Raw genomic sequence first — 18421 nt, forward strand, 5'->3', positions numbered from 1 at the left:
ATCGGAATGGCCACGCACGAGCCGCTCGCCTCCCGCATTGGCAATCGGGCGGAGATGCGCCTAGCCTCTCGGGCATCATCGCGCGGCGAACCGGCGGCGACCGTCCGGCCGGACCCGCGCGATCACACTTCGGGCCGACAGGAGGTGACCGCGTGCAGGCGTTGAGCGTTCAGCAGCCATGGGCGTTCGCGATCGCGCGTGGCGGGAAGACCGTCTCGAACGAGAACCTGCCGACCGCCTACCGCGGCCCGCTGCTCGTCCACGCGTCGATGCGCGTCGACCTGAAGGCGTGCGACTCGCCGCTCGTCCAGGCGGCCGGCTGGGACCCGCGCGACCCGCTCGCCACGATCGGCGCCGTCATCGCCGTCGCCGAGCTCGACGGGGTCTGCTCCGCCGCCGCGCGGGGCGGCTCCTGCGACTGCGGTCCGTGGGCGGACCCGGGGGCGCACCACTGGCACCTCGGCGGCGTCCGCGCCCTCCCCCGGCCCATCGTGGCGCTCGGCCGCAGCCCGGGCCTGTGGGAGCCGAAGCCGGCGCTCGTCACCGAGATCAGCACGATGTTCGCGGCGACCGCGGCGCTCGACCACTCGTCCTGAGCGCGTCGGCGGCCTCGCGGAGGCGGGCGAACTCGGCGGCGAGGCGGTCGAGCTGCCAGCTCGCGTTCAGGCCGCTGGGGTTGGGCAGGATCCACAGCTTCGCGGCGCCGAACGCCTCGTCCTGCGGGCCGATCCCGGCGCGGGGGCGCCCGAACGCGGTGCGGTAGGCCGTGACGCCGCAGATGGCGACATAGGCGGGGCCGTGCCGCTCGACGAGCGCGGTGAGGCGGCGCCCGCCGTCGCGGAGCTCCTCGTCGGTGAGCTCGTCGGCGCGGGCGGTGGCGCGCGGCGCGATGTTGGTGATGCCGAGCCCGTAGGCGGGCAGCAGGTGCTGCTCGGACGGGTGCAGCAGCCGGTCGGTGAAGCCGGAGCGGTGCAGCGCGGGCCAGAAGCGGTTGCCGGGGCGGGCGAAGTGGTGGCCGGTCGCGGCGGAGTACAGGCCCGGGTTGATGCCGCTGAACAGGACCCGCAGCGGCTCGCCGTCCGGGGGCAGGACGTCGGGGATCAGGCGGTCGCGGGCGGCCTCGAGGTCGGCCTTGGTGGGGCGCATCAGACCAGGTTACGGACGATCAGGACGGTCGCGGACGTCCCGACGACGATGAGCAGCGCGACGCGCAGGCGCCCGGCGTCCAGGTAGCGGCGCAGCGGGCCCGCGGCGAAGAAGCCGGCGTAGACGAACGGGAGCAGCGCGAGGCCGGCGGTGACCTGCCGGACCGGGAGGCGCCCGGCGGCGCCGAGGGTGCCGAGCGACAGCAGCGCGCCGGCGATGAAGAAGACCGCGAGGGTGGCGCGGATGCGGGGGCCGCTCTCGCGCTGGTAGAGCAGCGCCATCGGCGGGCCGCCGATGCCGGACGCGGTGGCGGTGGTGCCGGAGATGGCGCCGGCGACGGCGAGCGTGCGGCGGTTGCGCGGCACCTCCCGCGTCCAGGTCGTCACGGCGAGCCCGGCGAGGACGACGGCGCCGATGGCGATGCCGAGGACGCGGTCCGGGGCGGTCGCCACGAGCCACGCCCCGGCGGGGGTCCCGGCGAGGCGTCCGGCGAACGCCCAGCCGAGGCCCCGCATCTCGACGTGCCGGACCTCCTGGACGAGCGTGGCGACCGGGAGGGCGAGCGCGATGACGAGGATCGAGCCGGGCATCAGGGACGGGAACAGCATCGTCACGATGGGGGTGGCGACGAGGCCGACGCCGAGGCCGACGCTGCCCTGCACGATGGCGCCGAGCAGCGCGGCCAGGCCGCCGATCAGCAGGAAGTCGGGTGGTGGCACGCCATGGAACGGTACATCCCGACTTTTCCGATCTGCGATTGCCGATCAGGCGGACGCGTCGGTGAGCGCGGCGAGCTGGGCGTCGGTGAGGGTGGTCCGGAGCGCCTGGAGGATGGGCTGGAGCTGCTCCAGCGTGCGGGCGCTCGCGATCGGCGCGGCGACCGTCGGCTGGGCGGCGAGCCACGCGAGCGCGACCGTCGCGACGGGCGCGCCCTGCTCCTCGGCGACCAGGTCGAGGGCGGCCAGCACCCGGCGCCCCCGCTCGGTCTTCAGGTACTCCCCCGCCCGGCCGGCGCGCGGGCTGTCCACCTCGGCCCCGGGGCGGTACTTGCCGGTCAGGAACCCCGACGCCAGGCCGTAGTACGGGACGCAGGCCAGCCCGTACCGCTCGGCGAGGTCGCGGCGCGGCCCCTCGTAGGTGTCGCGGGACACGAGGTTGTAGTGCGGCTGGATCGCGACGTAGCGGGCCGTGCCCTCGCGCTCGCTGAACTCCAGCGACGCCTCCAGCCGGTCCAGGTCGATGTTGGACACCGCGATCTCGCGGACCTTGCCCGCGCGGACCAGCTCGTCGAGCGTCCCCATGATGTCCTCGACGGGGATGGACGGGTCGTCGAAGTGGGTGTAGTAGAGGTCGATGCGGTCGGTGCGGAGCCGCCGCAGCGAGTCGTCGGCGGCGGCCCGGATGTTCGCGGGCGCGAGGCCGCGCCGGCCGGGGTGCCGCCCGACCTTGGTCGCCACCACGATGTCGTCGCGGTTGCGGCGCTCCGCCATCCAGTCGCCGATGATCGTCTCGGACTCGCCGCCCGCGTTGCCGGGCGCGGACGCCATGTACGAGTCGGCGGTGTCGACGAAGTCGCCGCCGGCCGCCGCGTAGGCGTCGAGGATCTCGAACGAGTGGTCGCGGTCCGCCGTCCAGCCGAACACGTTGCCGCCGAGCGACAGCGGGTGGACGTCGAGGTCGCCGATCTTCCTGGTGTCAGCCATGCTCCGATCCAATCAAAGGGTGCGCCGCCGCCGTTCCCCCGGCGGCCCCGAACATTCCTGGCAGAATGTCCGAATGCTTGCCGCTTGTCTTGCCTTTGCCGCGGTGGCCGCCGTCGTCACCGTCACGCCCGGACTGGACACGATGCTCGTCGTCCGGACCACGGTGGCCGCCGGCCGCCGCACCGGGTACCTCGCGGCCGCCGGCGTCGCGTCCGGATGCCTGACCTGGGCGGTGGCGAGCGCGGCGGGGCTGACCGCGCTGCTCGCCGCGTCCCGGTTCGCCTTCGACGCGCTGCGCGTCGCGGGCGCCTGCTACCTGTTCTGGCTGGGCGCCCAGGCGCTCTGGCGGACGCGCCGCCGGTCCGGCGCGCCCGCCGCCGAGCCGGACGCGCCGGTCTCCGGGCCCGCCGCGTTCCGCACCGGGTTCACCACCAACCTGCTGAACCCGAAGGTCGGCGTGTTCTACATGAGCCTGATGCCGCAGTTCGTCCCGCACGGCGCGCCGGTGTTCGGGACGAGCATGGCGTTCGCGGCGATCCACACCGCCGAGGGCCTGCTGTGGCTCGGGGCCGTGGTGGGCGCCGCGGGCGCGGCGCGCCGCGCCCTGGCGCGCCCGGCCGTCAGGCGGCGGCTCCAGCAGGTCACGGGCCTGGCCTTCATCGGCTTCGGGTTGCGCCTGGTCACCGAGCGCTAGACCGCCCTAGACCACCGTCCCGGCGTCCGCGTCCGCGAAGTGGCAGGCGACCGCGTGCGCCGCCCCCTCCCGGACGATCAGCTCCGGCACCTTCTCCGCGCACGTCTCGGCGGCCATGAAGCAGCGGGTCCGGAACCTGCACCCGCTCGGCGGCGCCGCCGGCGACGGCACCTCTCCCTCCAGGACGATCTCCCGGGCGGCGTCGTCCGGCCGGTCGCGCACCGAGGGGACCGCCGAGAGCAGCGCCCGCGTGTACGGATGCCGGGGGTCGCCGAACACCTGCTCGGCGGTGCCCTGCTCGACGACGGTGCCGAGGTACATCACCGCGACCTCGTCCGCGATGTGCCGGACGACGTCCAGGTCGTGGGAGATGAACAGGTACGCCACGCCCAGCTCGGCCTGCAGGTCCGCCAGCAGGTTGAGGATCTGCGCGCGGACCGACACGTCCAGCGCCGACACCGCCTCGTCGCACACGATCAGCCGGGGCCGCAGCGCGAGCGCGCGGGCGATGGCGACGCGCTGGCACTGCCCGCCGGACAGCTCGTGCAGCCGCCGCGCGGCGTGCTCGGGCCGCAGGCCGACCAGCTCCAGCAGCCGCGCGACCTCGGCGTCCTCGCGGTCGCGCGGGACGATGCCGGAATGGACCCGCCACCCCTCCGAGACGACCGCGGCGACGGTCATGCGCGGGTTCAGCGAGGTGTACGGGTCCTGGAACACCATCTGCACGTCGCGGCTCACACGGCGCCGCCGCCGGGGCGGCATCGACGCGAGGTCGGCGCCGTCGAACTCGATGGTCCCCGCGAACGCGGGGATCAGCCCCACGATCGCGCGCGCGAGCGTGGACTTGCCGCAGCCGGACTCGCCGACGACGCCGAGCGTCCGGCCCGCCCGGACCGCCAGGTCGAGCCCGGCGACGACGGGCACCCGCCGCCGGCCGAACCCGTGCCGGCCGGGCCGCTGGTAGCCGGCCTCCAGGCCGCCGACCCGCAGGACGACGTCGGCGTCCCCGGCCGGTGCCGCGGTGCCGTGCGCGGTCGCCGTCATCGGTCCTCCTCGGGTTGGTGGGCGGTGCCCACCTCGTCGGCGTGGTGGCAGGCGACGGCCCGTCCGCCGCTCTCGGCGAGCGGGGGGTCCTCGGTCCGGCACACGTCCGTCGCGAACGGGCAGCGGGGATGGAAGGCGCAGCCGCCGGGCGGGCGCCGCGGATCCGGCGGCAGCCCCGCGATCGGGGTCAGGCGGCCGCCCTCCTCCTTCCCGTCCGGCATGGCCCGCAGCAGGCCCAGCGTGTACGGGTGCGCGGGACGCGTGTAGACGGCGTCCAGCGGCCCCTGCTCCACGATCCGCCCGGCGTACATCACGGCGACCTCGTGGGCCATCCGCGCGACCACGCCGAGGTCGTGCGAGACCAGCAGCGTGGCGAGCCCCGCCTCCCGCTGGCGGCGGGCCAGCAGGCGCAGGATCTGCGCCTGGACGGTCACGTCGAGGGCGGTGGTGGGCTCGTCGGCGAGCAGCACGGACGGGCCGAGCGCCAGCGCCATCGCGATCACGGCGCGCTGCCGCATGCCGCCGGAGAACTCGTGCGGATGGTCGCCGTAGCGCGTCTCGGCGTCGGCGATGCCGACCTCGCGCATCAGCGCGACGGCCCGCTCGCGCGCCTCCCGGCGGCTCAGGCCGAGCCGACGGCGGAACGGCTCGGCGATCTGGGGGCCGACGGCGAAGCCGGGGTTGAGCGCGGCCATCGGGTCCTGGAAGACCATCGCGACCCGGCTGCCGCGTGCCTCCCGCCACTGCCGCGCGGTGAAGCCGGCGGTGTCGTCGTCGCCGAGGACGACGCTCCCGGAGGTGATCTCGGCGCCGGGCGGAAGGAGCCCGATGAGGGCCAGGGACGTGAGGCTCTTGCCGCTGCCGGACTCGCCGACGAGCGCGAGGACGCGCCCGGGGCGCAGCCGCAGCGAGACGCCGCGGACGACGGGGGTGACGTGCCGGCCGGAACGGAACCCGATGTGGACGTCGCGCAACTGCGCGGCGGCGTCCTCGCCGGGCGGGGTGGGGACGGGGTGGACGGCTGACATGGTCATGGGGGTGCCTCTCAGAGCTGGGCCCGGGGGTCGGCCAGGTCGCGGAAGGCGTCACCGACGAGGCCGACTCCGGTGACCACGGCGGCCAGCGCGATCGCGGGCATCGTGGAGATCCACCAGGCGGAGCCGAGGTAGTCGCGGCCCGCCGAGACGGTCGCGCCCCACGAGGCCTGGTCGGGCGGGATGCCGAGGCCGAGGAAGCTCAGCGACGCCTCCGCGACCATCACCAGGCCGATCTGGACGGTCGCGGCGACCAGCAGCGGCTGCCAGCACGACGGCAGCACGTGCCGCAGGAGGATCCGCAGGTGGCCGGCGCCGAGCACGCGGGCGGAGTCGACGAACTCCAGGTCCCGGGTCGCGAGCGCGGACGCCCGCACGACCCGGGCGAACACCACCCAGCGGGTCACGGCGAGGGTGATGACGACGTTGGTGACGCTCGGGCCGAGGACCCCGGCGATGAGGATCGCCAGCAGGATCGACGGGAACGCCAGCTGGACGTCCCCGACGCGGGACAGGACGGCGTCGGCCCAGCCGCCGAAGTAGCCGGAGACGAGCCCGGCGGCGAGCCCGACGGCCCCGCCGGCGAGGACGGTGGCGGCGGCGACCAGCAGGGACACGCGGCTCCCGGCGAGCAGGGTGGTGAGCATGTCCCGGCCGAGCTGGTCGGTGCCGAGCCAGGCGACCGACCCGTCCCCGAGCCGCGAGCCGGGCGGCAGGAGACGGTGCGGCAGGTCGGTCGCGACGGGGTCGTAGGGCGTCAGGACCGGCCCGAGGAGCGCGGCCAGGACGAACAGCCCGACGACGGCGAGCCCGATCCACGCCCGCACCGGCAGCCGGCGCCCGCGGGGCTCGGCGGCGGCCGGCGCGGGCGCGGCGGCGATGGCGCTCATGGTGTGCTCCCGTTCATGCGTTCTGCGGGGTGAGGCGCGGGTCGAGGGCGACGCACAGGACGTCGACGACGAGGTTCAGCGCGATGTAGCAGACGGTGATCGTGACGATGGCGGCCTCGACCACGGCGTAGTCGCGGTTGGTGATGGCGTCGACCATCAGCGAGCCGAGGCCGGGCCAGGAGAACACCACCTCGACGATGACGGCGTTGGCGATGAAGTTGCCCATCAGCAGCCCGAGGACGGTCACGACGGGCAGCGCGATGTTGCGGGCGACGTGCACGTACAGCACGGCGCCCTCGCCGGTGCCCTTGGCGCGCGCGGTGCGGACGTAGTCCTTGCCGATCTCCTCCAGGGCGCCGTTGCGGACGAGCCGGGCGAGCCACCCGACGAACGGCAGCGCGAGCGTCACCGACGGCAGGATCACCGCCTCGGGGCCGCCGCCCGCGGTGCTGGGCAGCCAGTGCAGCTGCCGGGCGAACAGCAGGATCAGCACGATGCCGAGCCAGAACGACGGCAGGGCCTGCCCGACGAGGGAGCCGGCGGACACGAGCGCGTCGAGGATCCGGCCGGGCCGCCGCGCGCACAGCATGCCGAGGGGGAACCCGGCGGCGACGGTGATGACGAGGGCGAGGGCGGCGAGCGCGAGGGTCGCGGGGAAGCGGTCCAGGGTGGCGCTCATCGCGCTGCCGCCGAGCCGCCAGGAGTCGCCGAAGTCGCCGTGCAGCACCTCGCCCATGTGGGTGAGGTACTGCCGCCACAGGGGCTTGTCGAGGCCGAAGTCGGCGCGGACGGAGGCGAGTTGGTCGGCGCTGGCGTCCGGCCCGAGGATGAGGGTGGCGGGGTCGCCGGGGACGATCCGCACGACCACGAACACCAGCGTGACGGCGCCCCAGGCGACGAGGACGGCCTGGCCGGCGCGGCGGAGCAGGAAGCGGCCCATCAGGACGTCCTTCCGTTCCGTGCGCCCGAGGGCGCGGGGCCGTTGGTTGAAGAGCGGACGACGAGGTCGGCGGCCAGCAGCGTCCGGCCGGGGACGTCCGCGGGCGGCGCGCCCGCCATCCGCTCGAGCAGCCGGTCGACGGCGGTCGTGCCGACGCGCGCGGCGGGCAGCCGGACGGTGGTGAGCGGCGGGGCGAGGTACGCGGCGAACGGGTGGTCGCCGTGCCCGGCGACGGCGACGTCCCCGGGGATGGACAGGCCGTGCTCGGTGAACGCCCGGTACAGGCCGAGCGCGAAGTAGTCGTTGCCGGCGAGGACGGCGGAGCCGGGCTCGATCCGGTCGGCGAGCCGGCGGCCGATGGCGTAGGAGTCGATCGGGTCCCAGGGCTGCGAGCTGGCCTCCCGGCGGCGGGTCGGCACCCGCAGGACGTGGTCGTCGCGGACCTCGATGCCGCGCTCGGCGAGCACGGCGCGGAAGCCGCGGATCCGCTCGGCGACCGGCGAGATGTCGAGGTCCTCCTCGACGAGGAACAGCTCGCGTGCGCCGCCGTCCACCAGGTGCTCGGTGGCGCGGCGGGCGCTGTCGTAGTAGTCGACGCCGACGAGGTCGGCGTCCAGGCCGGGCAGGTCGCGGTTCAGCAGCAGGACGGGCGTGCCGGACTTCTCGAGCCGCTCCCAGTGGTCGATGCCGTGCTGCACGGGGACGGCGAGGACGCCGTCGACGCCCCACCGCATCAGCTCCTCGGCGACGCGCCGCTCGTTCTCGGCGCTGTCCTCGGTGACCATCAGCATCAGCGAGTAGCCGTGCACCCGGCCGCGCTCCTCGATCGCGCTGATGAGCCGGGCGTAGAACGGGTTGGAGGGGTTGGTGATGACCAGGCCGATCGCCATGGCGTTCTGGAGCACCAGCGACCGCGCCATCGTGTTCGGCACGTACCCGAGCCGGTCGGCCTCGGCCCGCACCCGCTCGCGGGTCTCGGCGCTCACCGCGTCCTTGCCGGCGAGGGCGCGGGACACGGTGTTGACCGACAGGTCGAGCGCGGCGGCGATGTCGCGCAGGGTGGCCCGGCGGCGCGGCGTCATGGCGTCCTCCTCGTGACCGTGGACAGGTCGGGCTGGTTGTTCGCGGCCGGGGCGAACCCGGTGATCCCGGAGCCGAGGCCGTAGGCGGTGGTGAGCGCGGCGGGGAAGACCCCGACCGCGTCGTCCCAGACGATCCTGCACGCCTCGGCGTACAGCCGGGCCCGGTCGCCGGAGTCGGCCGCCTGCCCCGCCGCGGCGAGGATCTTGTCGAGCGCGGGGTTCTTGTAGCCCATCCGGTTCGCCTTGGAGGTGTAGAGGCGGCCGAGGGTGAAGGCGGCGTCCCCGGTCGTCACCGTGTTGGTCTGCAGCTCCATGTCCCAGTCGAGGGCGTTGAGGCGCTGCAGCCACTCGGCCTTCTCGATGCTCTGCGGCCGGACGGTCACGCCGACGTCCTGCCACGCCGAGATCATCGACTGGGCGAGCTCGCGGGCGAGCGGGCCGGTGGCGTCGAACCACATCATCGTGGTCGTGAACCCGTCGCCGAGGCCCGCGTCCCGCAGCGCCTTGCGGGCGGCGCCCGGGTCGTGGGCGTAGGGCCGCTGCGCGGCGTGGCCGAACACCGTGGCGGGGATCGGGGCGTCCATCCGCCGCGCGCCCGCGCCGAACAGCTTCCCGACGATCTCGTCCATGTCGAGGGCCTGCACCATGGCCCGCCGCACGCGCGGGTCGGTGAACGGCCTGCGCCCGCAGTTGAACCAGGTGAGGTAGTACGTCCAGCTCGGCACGGACGCGACCCGCACGCCGTGCTTCCCCTTCACCTCGCCGAGCTGGTCGGACGGGACGGGCCACAGCAGGTCGACGTCGCCGTTGCGCAACGCGGTGATCGCGCTGGACGTCTCGGCGATGAACGGCATCGAGATGCCCGGCAGCCGCGCGGGCCCCGCCCAGTACCCGTCGAAGCGGGCCAGCTCGACGGCGGTGGACGGGGTGAACCCGGTGACGCGGAACGGCCCGGAGCCGATGGGGCGGCGCTTCTGCGCCGGGTCGGCGACGAGCCGCGCCGGGACGATGAACAGCAGCGTCAGGTTCACCGGCAGCGTCCCCATCGGCCCGTCCGTGACGAACGTGACCGTGGTGTCGTCGTCGGCCCGCGCGGACTTCACCGTCGCCCACAGCGCGCTCTGCGCCGACTTCACCGCCTTCGTCCGGTCGAGGCAGGCGACGACGTCGCGGGCCGTCAGCGGGCTCCCGTCGTGGAAGCGCACACCGGACCGCAGCCGGAACACCCAGGTGGTGTCGTTCTCGCGCCGCCACGACGCGGCCAGGCCGGGCACCAGCCGGCCGGCCGCGTCGCGGCGGACGAGGGTGTCGAAGACCAGCCGCTTGACGATCAGCGACGCCTCGTCCACCGCGGTGCCCGCGTTGTACGGGTCGAGGTCGGTGACCGGCTGCCCGAACGCGGCGCGCAGCGACCCGCGCGGCGCGGCCGCGCCCGCCCCGCCGCAGCCGCCGAGCGCCACGGTGGAGGCGCCCAGGCCGGCCAGCGCGAGGAACTCGCGCCTTCGCAGGTCCATGACGGCGCTCCCTCAGCTCTTCAGCGCGAGATAGATCATCACGGTGGCGGTGGGGCCGGTCCCGGGCTCGGGCCCGTCCCCCGCCTCGACGGTGCCCTTGAGGCGCAGCCAGCCGCCGAAGCCGGCCGACTCCCAGCTCTCCAGGTCGCCGGTGATCTCGCGGCCGGCGTCGAGGTCGCACCAGTGCAGGCCGTCGGGCGAGATCTGGGTCGTCACCCGCAGCCGGGTGCCGGCGCCGGTCCGCTTCAGCGTCCGGACGAACCAGCGCGCCTCCGCGGCCCAGGCCGCCTCGTAGGGTTCCGTCGCGAACTCGCCCGCCAGGGTGCGGTTGCGTTCCAGGACGGCCGTGAACGACTCGCGCATGCTGCCGGGGCTCCTCACCAGTCCACCGAGATCAGTACCGAGTCCAGGTACAGGAAGTTGCGCACGTCGGTGTGCGTCCTGACCGAGACGTAGAAGTTGAGCAGGTTCTGCAGGGACCCGTACTCCTCGTCGTACGGGGGGACGGGCACGTCGCGCATGTCGTAGACGGTGTCGTTGACCTGCAGCTCGATGTTGGAGCGCGTGCTCGTGTCGATCAGCCAGCGCACGTAGTGCCAGTTGACCTTGGTCGGGACCTCGTTGTAGCAGAGCTCCTGCGGCCCGCCGAACGCCTTCCAGTCGTCCGGGTCGGGGGCGGTGAAGTCCGCGGTCGGCGGCAGCTTCAGCTTGCCCTCGAAGTGCTCGCGCGGCGTCGGCTCCGGCACCGTCGGGTACACCCACTCGCGCCGCAGGTTGTTGTCCAGGTCGGTGTTCAGATACCGGGCGACGCAGTGGTAGCGGACGCCGTCGCAGATGTCGGTCGCGATGGTGAACGCGCCGAACTGCTGCTCGGACGGGTGCAGGTTCGCGTCCCACTCCCCCGCGCCCGCCTTGGCCGCCGCCTGGTTCTCCTCCGACGCGGCCTCGGTCTTGAACGTCAGGTACGCCTCGAACTGCACGCGGCCGCGCCCCGCCATCGTCAGCCGGCGGATCGCGACGCCGGTGTGCCCGGCGAGCGGCCGGGTCGCGACCTTCAGCGCGTACGTCCCGGACATCGCGCCGTGCGTGCCGACGTCGAAGAAGTTGCAGGAGCTGAGCTGCGGCGGCCGGAAGTCGCGCATGTGGTCGTCGACGGTGTCGAGGTTCCCGTGCCCGTCGTAGTTGCCGAGCAGCTCGATCCAGCCGTGCGTGCCGGTGTTGAAGTCGTCGTGGACGAGGATCCGGTCCAGCGGGTCGAACCGGGACAGCGCGGGGTCGGCCTTGCGGAGCTCGGCGGCCAGGGAGCGTCCGCTCGCGGCGGCGGTCATCGGGCGGCCCCTTCGATCCTCACGGTGGCGTTCACCAGGTTGTGGTCGCTGCGCAGCAGGTCGCGCGGCTCGCCGGCCTGCGCGGTGGTCTGCGGCACGAGCGTCCACTGCCGGACGGGCGTGCCGGCCTTGACGAAGATGTGGTCGATCTTGTCCTCCGACTTCGGCAGCGGGATCTTCCCGCCGTTGAACGAGGCGTACTCGGCGTTGGAGCGCCGGTTCGCCGGGGCCGCTTCGAAGGAGTCGGCGTAGCCGAGGTCGGCGAACGCGTCGTAGGCGCTGGCGCCGTCCTCCTTCGAGGCGGAGTTCATGTCGCCCGCGAACACGATCGGCAGCCGCCGCGTGGACGCGTTGTCGCGGGTGAGGTATTGCACGGTGCGGGTGGCGTCGGCGTAGCGGACCTGGTCCCAGTTCTTCGTCCAGCCGTTGGGGTCGGTCGCGCCGTTCTTGCGGTACTCCAGGTGCATGTCGACGACGACGAAGCGGGTGCCGGTGCGGCGCTCGCGCAGCACGTTCCACGTCATCGTCTTGCCGTAGATCTCGGTGGAGTCGGGCAGCCACAGCAGGTCGTGCGGGAGGGCCCGGCCGCGCTCGTCCTTGTCGGAGAACCGGCGGGCGTCGTAGTAGGTGAACCGGCCCGCGCCGGACTTGAGCGGGTAGCCGTACCAGGGGTTGCGCGTTCCGGCGTAGTCGGCGGGCGCCTCGGCGTAGCCGCGCGCCCGCATCGCCGCGGTCAGCGGCGCGCGGAACGACTCGACGTCCACGCCCGGCTGGGTCGGGGTGGGGTTGTTGCCGATCTCCTGCGTGACGACGACGCCGGCGCGGGCGCGGACGATGTCGTCGGCGACCTTCGCGGCGCGGCCGTCCGCCCAGGGGGCCAGCTTGGTCGCGCAGTCGCGGCCGATCGTGTCGACGCACTCCTGCTCGGTCGGCAGGCAGCCGTGCCCGCACGTGTTGTAGGTGGCGATCCGCAGATCGAAGCCGCGCGGGTGCCGGCCCGGCGCGGCGGCCTGCGCGGCCGCCGCGGGGGCGAGCACCGCGGCGGCGCACGCGGCCGCGGCGAGCGCGGCGGCCGGGCGGGCGGGGGGACGGGGGGTCCTCATGCTGACGGGGGCCTTCCGGTGGTGTCGGCTGCGTCACATTAACGTTCACGTGATCGTTCACACACCATCGATGTACAGCCACCGTCATGTCAAGAGCGGAAACGAAAACGGCCCGGCTCTCCGCACGAGCGAACAGCACGCCCGTGCACGGCGGCCGGACCGGACGCGGCGGTCCCGCGCGTCACCGGCCCCGGGCCTGCAGACCCGGCTCAGCGGGCCATGCCCAGCGGGCCATGCCCAGCGGGCCATGCTCAGCGGGCCATGCTCAGCGGGCCTCGCCGTCGAGGCGGGCGGCCGCCTGGTCGGACAGGGCGCGGGCCAGCTCGGCGGCCTGCGCGTCGCCGAGCGGCTCGTGCCCGACGAGGACGCGGTACCAGAGCACGCCGTAGACCTGGTCGACCATCAGGGCGAGGTCGGCGCCAGCGGCGATCTCGCCGCGGTCGCGCGCCCGCTCCAGCAGCCCGGTCAACACGCGGCGCCGCGACTCGACGAACGCGCGCATGTGCTCGCGCGCGTGCGGGTCGCGCTGCGCCTCGGCCATCGAGTTGCGTAGGACGGACGCGGTGAGCCGCTGGCCGGCACCGCGGAACGTCGCGGCCAGGAAGCCCTCGAGGTCGCCGCGGAGCGTGCCGGTGTCGGGCACGGGGATGTCGGCGCCCGCGCGCTCGGCCATCGCCTCCAGCAGCACCGCGCCCTTGGACGGCCACCAGCGGTAGATCGTCTGCTTGCCGACGCCGGCGGCCGCGGCGAGCGAGTCGATCGTGACGGGGACGCCGTCGTCGCGGGCGAGCAGGTCCACGGCGACGTCGAGGATCGCGCGCCGCGCGGCCTCGTTGCGGCGCCGCCCGGTGTGCGGCCGTTGGCTGTCACTCATGGCGCCACCCTACCCATTTGACGAGACCACCGGTCTCGATGAATACTTGTCGAGACAGAAGGTCTCGACAATAAAAGGAGCCGGCCATGTCGCTCACCGGAAAGCGCACCCTCGTCTTCGGCGGCACCTCGGGCATCGGCGCGGCCACCGCCGAGCTGTTCGCCGGCCAGGGCGCCGACGTCGTGATCACCGGCCGGGACGAGGAGCGCCTCGCCAAGGCCGCGGCGGGCGGCCTCACCGCCCGCCGCGTCGACGCCTCCTCGCCCGACGAGGTGACCGCGTTCTTCGCCGAGGACACCCGCTACGACCACCTGGTCCTCGCGCTGAGCGGCGGATCGGGCGCCGGCCCGTTCGCCACGCTGGACCTCGGCGACCTCCGCCACGGGTTCGAGGCGAAGTTCTGGCTGCACCTGCGGATCCTCCAGGCGGCGCTGCCGCGGCTCACCGAGGACGGCTCGGTCACCTTCATCACCGCCTCGTCCGCCCGCGCGGCGCTGCCCGGCACCGCCGGCCTCGCCGCGATCAACGGCGCGCTGGAGGCGATGGTGCGGCCGCTCGCGACCGAGCTGGCGCCGCTGCGCGTCAACGCCGTCTCCCCCGGCGTCATCGAGACGCCGTGGTGGGACGGCATGCCCGCCGAGCAGCGGGACGCGATGTTCGCCCAGCACGCCGCCGCGCTGCCGGTCGGCCGGGTGGGGCGGCCCGAGGACGTCGCGCAGGCCGTCCTGCTCGCCGCGGCCAACGGGTTCGTCACCGGCCAGGTCATCGAGTGCAACGGCGGCCTCAGCCTGCCGACCGGCCGCTGACCGGCTCCCGGACGCCGCGCCCCTCGCCGGTTCGTCCCGGCTGCCCTACTCTGTCGCCTGCCGATCACAGCGCGAGGAGACGACCGTGGCCGCCGACTTCCCCACCGATCCGCCCGCCGCCGCACCGGGGGAGGACGACGAGCAGCACATCTCCCCCGACCGGCTGCGGGCGCTCAGCGACGGCGTCTTCGCGATCGCGGCGACCCTGCTGATCCTCGACGTCAGGCCGCCGGCCGCGGACGAGGGCGTCTGGTCGGGGCTGCGGCACGAATGGCCCGCGCTGGACGCCTACGCGGTCTCGTTCCTCATCATCGGGATCGCCTGGATCCACCACCACAACCTGTTCCACCAGGTGCGGAAGGTGGACCGCGGGCTGCTGTTCCTCAACCTCGGCATGCTCGCGACGATCGCGTTCCTGCCCCTGCCGGCGGCCACCCTCGGCGACCACCTCGGCAGGGGCGACGCGCCCGCCGCGGCGGTCTTCTACTCGGTGTCCATGGCGGCGGCGTCGCTGTGGTTCACCCTGTTCTGGAACCACCTGTGCCGCCGCCCCGAGCTGATGCACCCGCGGGCGCGCGACGAAGCGCGGCGCGCCCGCGCCCGGTCCCTGCTGGGCCCGGTCGGCTACGCGGTCGCCGCGGCCATCGCCCTGCTCAGCCCGACCGGCTCGCTGGTGCTCAGCGCCGCGATCGTCCTGTACTTCATCGTCGGACGCCGCGCGCCCGCCACCCGCACCCGCATCCCCGCCGCCTCCGGCGAATGACGACGGGCCGCCTCCCCGCGCGGGGAGACGGCCCGTTTCTCGGCGGTCCTTACTTGCGGATGAGGTTCCGCAGGACGTACTGCAGGATGCCGCCGTTGCGGTAGTAGTCCGCCTCACCGGGGGTGTCGATGCGGACGTCGACCGTGAACTCCTTGCCGTCCGCCTTCACCGTCACCTCGCTCGGGACGCCGCCCTCGTTGAGCGCCGTGACGCCGGTGATGTCGAACGTCTCGGTGCCGGTCAGGCCGAGGGACTCGGCGGAGTCGCCCTCCTTGAACTGCAGCGGGAGGACGCCGAGGCCGATCAGGTTCGAGCGGTGGATGCGCTCGTACGACTGCGCGATGACGGCGCGGACGCCGAGCAGCGCGGTGCCCTTCGCGGCCCAGTCGCGGGACGAGCCGGAGCCGTACTCCTTGCCCGCCAGCACCACCAGCGGGGTGCCCTGCGCGGCGTAGTTCTGCGCGGCGTCGTAGATGAACGCCTGCGGCGCGCCGTCCTGCGTGAAGTCGCGGGTGTAGCCGCCCTCCACGTCGTCCAGCAGCTGGTTGCGCAGCCGGATGTTGGCGAACGTGCCGCGGATCATCACCTCGTGGTTGCCGCGGCGCGAGCCGTAGGAGTTGAAGTCCTTCACCGCGACGCCGTTGTCCTGCAGGTACTGCGCGGCGGGCGTGCCGGCCTTGATGGACCCGGCGGGCGAGATGTGGTCGGTGGTGACCGAGTCGCCGAGCTTGGCGAGCACCCGGGCGCCGTGGATGTCGGAGACCAGCTCCGGCTCGGCGCCCATGCCGTCGAAGTACGGCGCCTTGCGGACGTAGGTGGACGCGTCGTCCCACTCGAACAGGTCGCCGGTCGGGATGTCGAGGCCGCGCCAGCGCTCGTCGCCCTTGAAGACGTCGGCGTAGTCCTTGGTGAACATCTCCTTGCCGATCGACGACTCGACGATCTCCGCGACCTCCTCGGCGGCCGGCCAGATGTCGCGCAGGTAGACCGGGCCGTCGGTGCCCTCGGCGATCGGGTCGTTGAGGATGTCGATGTCCATCGTCCCGGCCAGCGCGTAGGCGATGACCAGCGGCGGGGACGCCAGGTAGTTCATCATCACGTCGGGGCTGATGCGGCCCTCGAAGTTGCGGTTGCCGGACAGCACCGCGGTGACCGCCAGGTCGTTGTCGTTGACGGCCTTGGAGATCTCCGGCTGCAGCGGGCCGGTGTTGCCGATGCAGGTGGTGCAGCCGTACCCGACCAGGTTGAAGCCGATCTTGTCGAGGTACGGGGTGAGGCCCGCGCGCTCGTAGTAGTCGGTGACGACCTGCGAGCCGGGCGCCAGCGAGGTCTTCACCCACGGCTTGCGGGTCAGGCCCTTCTCGACGGCCTTCTTCGCCAGCAGCGCCGCGCCGATCATCACGTACGGGTTCGAGGTGTTGGTGCAGGACGTGATGGCGGCGACCGCGACGTGGCCGTGGTCGAGCTCGAACCTCGTGCCGTCCTCCAGCGTGACCGGCACCGGCTTGTGCGGGCGGCCCGAGCCGTTCGCGTCCACGTGGCGCGGCTTGTCGCCGGCGCCGTCGTGGCCGACGGCCGGGGAGTCGGAGGCGGGGAAGGACTCGGCGGACGCCTCGTCCGCCGGGCCCAGCGCGACCTTGACGTAGTTCTGCACGTCGCGGCGCCAGGTCTGCTTGGCGTCCGACAGCGAGATGCGGTCCTGCGGGCGCTTCGGGCCGGCCAGCGACGGCACGACCGTCGACAGGTCCAGCTCGAGGTACTCGGAGAACTCCGGCTCGACCGACGGGTCGAGCCACATGCCCTGCTCCTTGGCGTAGGCCTCGACGAGCGCGACCTGCTCGTCGCTGCGGCCGGTGAGGCGCAGGTAGTTCAGCGTCTCGTCGTCGATCGGGAAGATCGCGCAGGTGGAGCCGAACTCGGGGCTCATGTTGCCGATCGTGGCGCGGTTGGCGAGCGGCAGCGCGTGCACGCCCTCGCCGTAGAACTCCACGAACTTGCCGACGACGCCGTGCTCGCGCAGCATCTCGGTGATGGTGAGCACCAGGTCCGTCGCGGTGGTGCCGGCGGGCAGCTCGCCGGTCAGCTTGAAGCCGACCACGCGCGGGATCAGCATGGAGATCGGCTGGCCGAGCATCGCGGCCTCCGCCTCGATGCCGCCGACGCCCCAGCCGAGCACGCCGATGCCGTTCTCCATCGTGGTGTGGGAGTCGGTGCCCACGCAGGTGTCGGGGTAGGCGACGCCGTCGCGGTCGAACACCACGCGGGCCAGGTGCTCGATGTTCACCTGGTGGACGATGCCCGTCCCCGGCGGCACCACCTTGAACTCGTCGAACGCCGTCTGCCCCCAGCGCAGGAACTGGTAGCGCTCCTTGTTGCGCTCGTACTCGACCTGCACGTTGCGCTCGAACGCCTGCGGCGAGCCGAAGTACTCCACGATGACGGAGTGGTCGATGACCATCTCGGCGGGCGCCAGCGGGTTGATCTTCGTCGGGTCGCCGCCCAGGTCCCGCACGGCCTCGCGCATCGTCGCCAGGTCCACCACGCACGGCACGCCGGTGAAGTCCTGCATGATCACCCGGGCCGGGGTGAACTGGATCTCCTTGCTCGGCTTGGCCTTGGCGTCCCACTGGGCCAGCGCGCGGATGTGCTCGGCGGTGACGTTCGCGCCGTCCTCGGTGCGCAGCAGGTTCTCCAGCAGCACCTTCAGGCTGTACGGGAGACGGGCCGAGCCCTCGACGGCGTCCAGCCGGTAGATGTCGTACGACTTGCCGCCCACCTGCAGCTTGCTCAGGCTGCCGAAGCTGTTCGCGGACACGGACTCCTCCTCCGTCGCACGCCGCGCGTCCGGTCCGGGACATGACCGCGCGGCGACGTTCATCGTGATGTTCAATGTGCGCCCGCCCTCGCGGCCGGCGCGGTCGGGCGGCGCGGCGCGCGGCGAGGCGGGTGTGCTCGTCTACCTTGATCCTGCCCTAGTCAAGCCCTTGACCGAGAACCGGGTCCGCCTAACTTCCGCAGGTTTTTTCTTGATGTCAAGATACATCCAATTTATCTCGACATCAAGCTACTCGCCCCCGGCCCGCGGCAGTTTCGCCCACACCGCCTTGCCCCCCTCGGTCAGCGGCCGGACGCCCCAGCACCCCCGCACGAACCCGGCGACCAGCAGAAGCCCGCGCCCGCACACCGCCCCGTCGTCGGGCGGCCGGACGACCGGGCGGCCCGCCCCCGAGTCCCATACCTCGACCACCGGCAGCCCGTCCCACTCGTCCAGGTACAACCGGACGACGATCGGCCCCTCGCCATGCCGCCAGGCATTGGTGACCAGCTCGCAGACGACCAGCCGGCCGAGATGGTCGTCCTCGATCCCCCACCCCGCGAACTGCTCGGCGAGAAACCGCCGCGCGAGCAAGGGCGCGTGGACGGTCGGTTCGAGGACGAGCGTGCGCGGACCTTCGGGCGCGAGCGCCATAGCGGACATACCGGATCACCTCGGAAGACTC

Annotated in this window: 19 protein-coding genes; 4 read left to right on the forward strand and 15 right to left on the reverse strand. The window is 73.5% G+C overall.

Features of this window, described 5'->3' with window-relative positions; genetic code table 11:
* The first annotated feature begins 152 nt into the window (after positions 1 to 152).
* Entirely contained in the window at positions 153 to 596 is a 444-nt protein-coding gene (locus tag amrb99_RS18720) for a hypothetical protein (protein WP_190857456.1), read from the forward strand.
* On the opposite strand, the gene mug is transcribed toward amrb99_RS18720, so the two are convergent.
* The 3 genes from mug to amrb99_RS18735 are packed head-to-tail and all read right to left on the reverse strand — an operon-like array spanning position 550 to position 2849.
* Positions 550 to 1146: a G/U mismatch-specific DNA glycosylase gene (mug, locus tag amrb99_RS18725; protein WP_190857458.1), complete on the reverse strand. Its 597-nt coding sequence runs from the start codon at positions 1144 to 1146 to the stop codon at positions 550 to 552. The two genes, amrb99_RS18720 and mug, sit on opposite strands and share 47 nt — an antisense overlap.
* Positions 1146 to 1865: a TSUP family transporter gene (locus tag amrb99_RS18730; RefSeq protein ID WP_190857460.1), complete on the reverse strand. Its 720-nt coding sequence runs from the start codon at positions 1863 to 1865 to the stop codon at positions 1146 to 1148. Before amrb99_RS18730 ends, mug begins: the two co-directional genes overlap by 1 nt.
* 45 nt (positions 1866 to 1910) lie before the next feature.
* On the reverse strand, positions 1911 to 2849 hold the full coding sequence (locus amrb99_RS18735) for an aldo/keto reductase (RefSeq protein ID WP_190857463.1): 939 nt from the start codon (positions 2847 to 2849) through the stop codon (positions 1911 to 1913).
* Between the two features lie 103 nt (positions 2850 to 2952).
* On the opposite strand from amrb99_RS18735, the gene amrb99_RS18740 reads away from it, so the two are divergent.
* Complete coding sequence (locus tag amrb99_RS18740) at positions 2953 to 3543, forward strand: LysE family translocator (RefSeq protein ID WP_347256738.1); 591 nt, start codon at positions 2953 to 2955, stop codon at positions 3541 to 3543.
* Positions 3544 to 3549: 6 nt separating this feature from the next.
* Here amrb99_RS18740 and amrb99_RS18745 read toward each other — a convergent pair whose 3' ends face one another.
* The 10 genes from amrb99_RS18745 to amrb99_RS18790 all read right to left on the reverse strand — a co-directional run bounded on the left by amrb99_RS18745 (position 3550) and on the right by amrb99_RS18790 (position 13352).
* Positions 3550 to 4587 (reverse strand): oligopeptide/dipeptide ABC transporter ATP-binding protein, encoded by a 1038-nt coding sequence (locus amrb99_RS18745; RefSeq protein ID WP_190857467.1) that lies wholly within the window; start codon positions 4585 to 4587, stop codon positions 3550 to 3552.
* Positions 4584 to 5621: an ABC transporter ATP-binding protein gene (locus amrb99_RS18750; RefSeq protein ID WP_241755670.1), complete on the reverse strand. Its 1038-nt coding sequence runs from the start codon at positions 5619 to 5621 to the stop codon at positions 4584 to 4586. The genes amrb99_RS18745 and amrb99_RS18750 overlap by 4 nt, the downstream gene beginning before the upstream one ends.
* Positions 5622 to 5632: 11 nt before the next feature.
* Complete coding sequence (locus amrb99_RS18755; protein WP_190857469.1) at positions 5633 to 6511, reverse strand: ABC transporter permease; 879 nt, start codon at positions 6509 to 6511, stop codon at positions 5633 to 5635.
* A gap of 13 nt (positions 6512 to 6524) precedes the next feature.
* Positions 6525 to 7451, reverse strand: a complete 927-nt coding sequence (locus tag amrb99_RS18760; protein ID WP_190857471.1) for an ABC transporter permease — start codon at positions 7449 to 7451, stop codon at positions 6525 to 6527.
* Positions 7451 to 8533, reverse strand: a complete 1083-nt coding sequence (locus tag amrb99_RS18765) for a LacI family DNA-binding transcriptional regulator (protein ID WP_190857473.1) — start codon at positions 8531 to 8533, stop codon at positions 7451 to 7453. Before amrb99_RS18765 ends, amrb99_RS18760 begins: the two co-directional genes overlap by 1 nt.
* A complete protein-coding gene (locus tag amrb99_RS18770; RefSeq protein WP_190857475.1) occupies positions 8530 to 10047 on the reverse strand; it encodes an ABC transporter substrate-binding protein in 1518 nt (505 codons plus the stop codon). Before amrb99_RS18770 ends, amrb99_RS18765 begins: the two co-directional genes overlap by 4 nt.
* Before the next feature lie 12 nt (positions 10048 to 10059).
* On the reverse strand, positions 10060 to 10410 hold the full coding sequence (locus amrb99_RS18775) for a hypothetical protein (RefSeq protein ID WP_190857478.1): 351 nt from the start codon (positions 10408 to 10410) through the stop codon (positions 10060 to 10062).
* 14 nt (positions 10411 to 10424) lie between these two features.
* On the reverse strand, positions 10425 to 11375 hold the full coding sequence (locus tag amrb99_RS18780; protein WP_190857480.1) for a DUF6772 family protein: 951 nt from the start codon (positions 11373 to 11375) through the stop codon (positions 10425 to 10427).
* Positions 11372 to 12478, reverse strand: a complete 1107-nt coding sequence (locus tag amrb99_RS18785) for a hypothetical protein (RefSeq protein ID WP_190857482.1) — start codon at positions 12476 to 12478, stop codon at positions 11372 to 11374. The genes amrb99_RS18780 and amrb99_RS18785 overlap by 4 nt, the downstream gene beginning before the upstream one ends.
* Before the next feature lie 265 nt (positions 12479 to 12743).
* Positions 12744 to 13352, reverse strand: coding sequence for a TetR/AcrR family transcriptional regulator (locus amrb99_RS18790; RefSeq protein WP_190857484.1), 609 nt, complete (start codon positions 13350 to 13352; stop codon positions 12744 to 12746).
* Between the two features lie 86 nt (positions 13353 to 13438).
* Between amrb99_RS18790 and amrb99_RS18795 the strand changes: the two genes are divergently transcribed.
* Both amrb99_RS18795 and amrb99_RS18800 read left to right on the forward strand, forming a co-directional pair.
* Positions 13439 to 14158: an SDR family oxidoreductase gene (locus amrb99_RS18795; RefSeq protein WP_190857486.1), complete on the forward strand. Its 720-nt coding sequence runs from the start codon at positions 13439 to 13441 to the stop codon at positions 14156 to 14158.
* Positions 14159 to 14243: 85 nt separating this feature from the next.
* Complete coding sequence (locus amrb99_RS18800; protein WP_190857488.1) at positions 14244 to 14921, forward strand: TMEM175 family protein; 678 nt, start codon at positions 14244 to 14246, stop codon at positions 14919 to 14921.
* Between the two features lie 49 nt (positions 14922 to 14970).
* Here amrb99_RS18800 and amrb99_RS18805 read toward each other — a convergent pair whose 3' ends face one another.
* Both amrb99_RS18805 and amrb99_RS18810 read right to left on the reverse strand, forming a co-directional pair.
* Positions 14971 to 17736, reverse strand: a complete 2766-nt coding sequence (locus amrb99_RS18805) for an aconitate hydratase (RefSeq protein WP_347256739.1) — start codon at positions 17734 to 17736, stop codon at positions 14971 to 14973.
* A 249-nt stretch (positions 17737 to 17985) separates the two neighbouring features.
* On the reverse strand, positions 17986 to 18399 hold the full coding sequence (locus tag amrb99_RS18810; protein WP_190857490.1) for an ATP-binding protein: 414 nt from the start codon (positions 18397 to 18399) through the stop codon (positions 17986 to 17988).
* Between the last annotated feature and the right edge of the window lie 22 nt (positions 18400 to 18421).

The sequence above is a fragment of the Actinomadura sp. RB99 genome, assembly GCF_014706005.1.
Classification (GTDB): domain Bacteria; phylum Actinomycetota; class Actinomycetes; order Streptosporangiales; family Streptosporangiaceae; genus Spirillospora.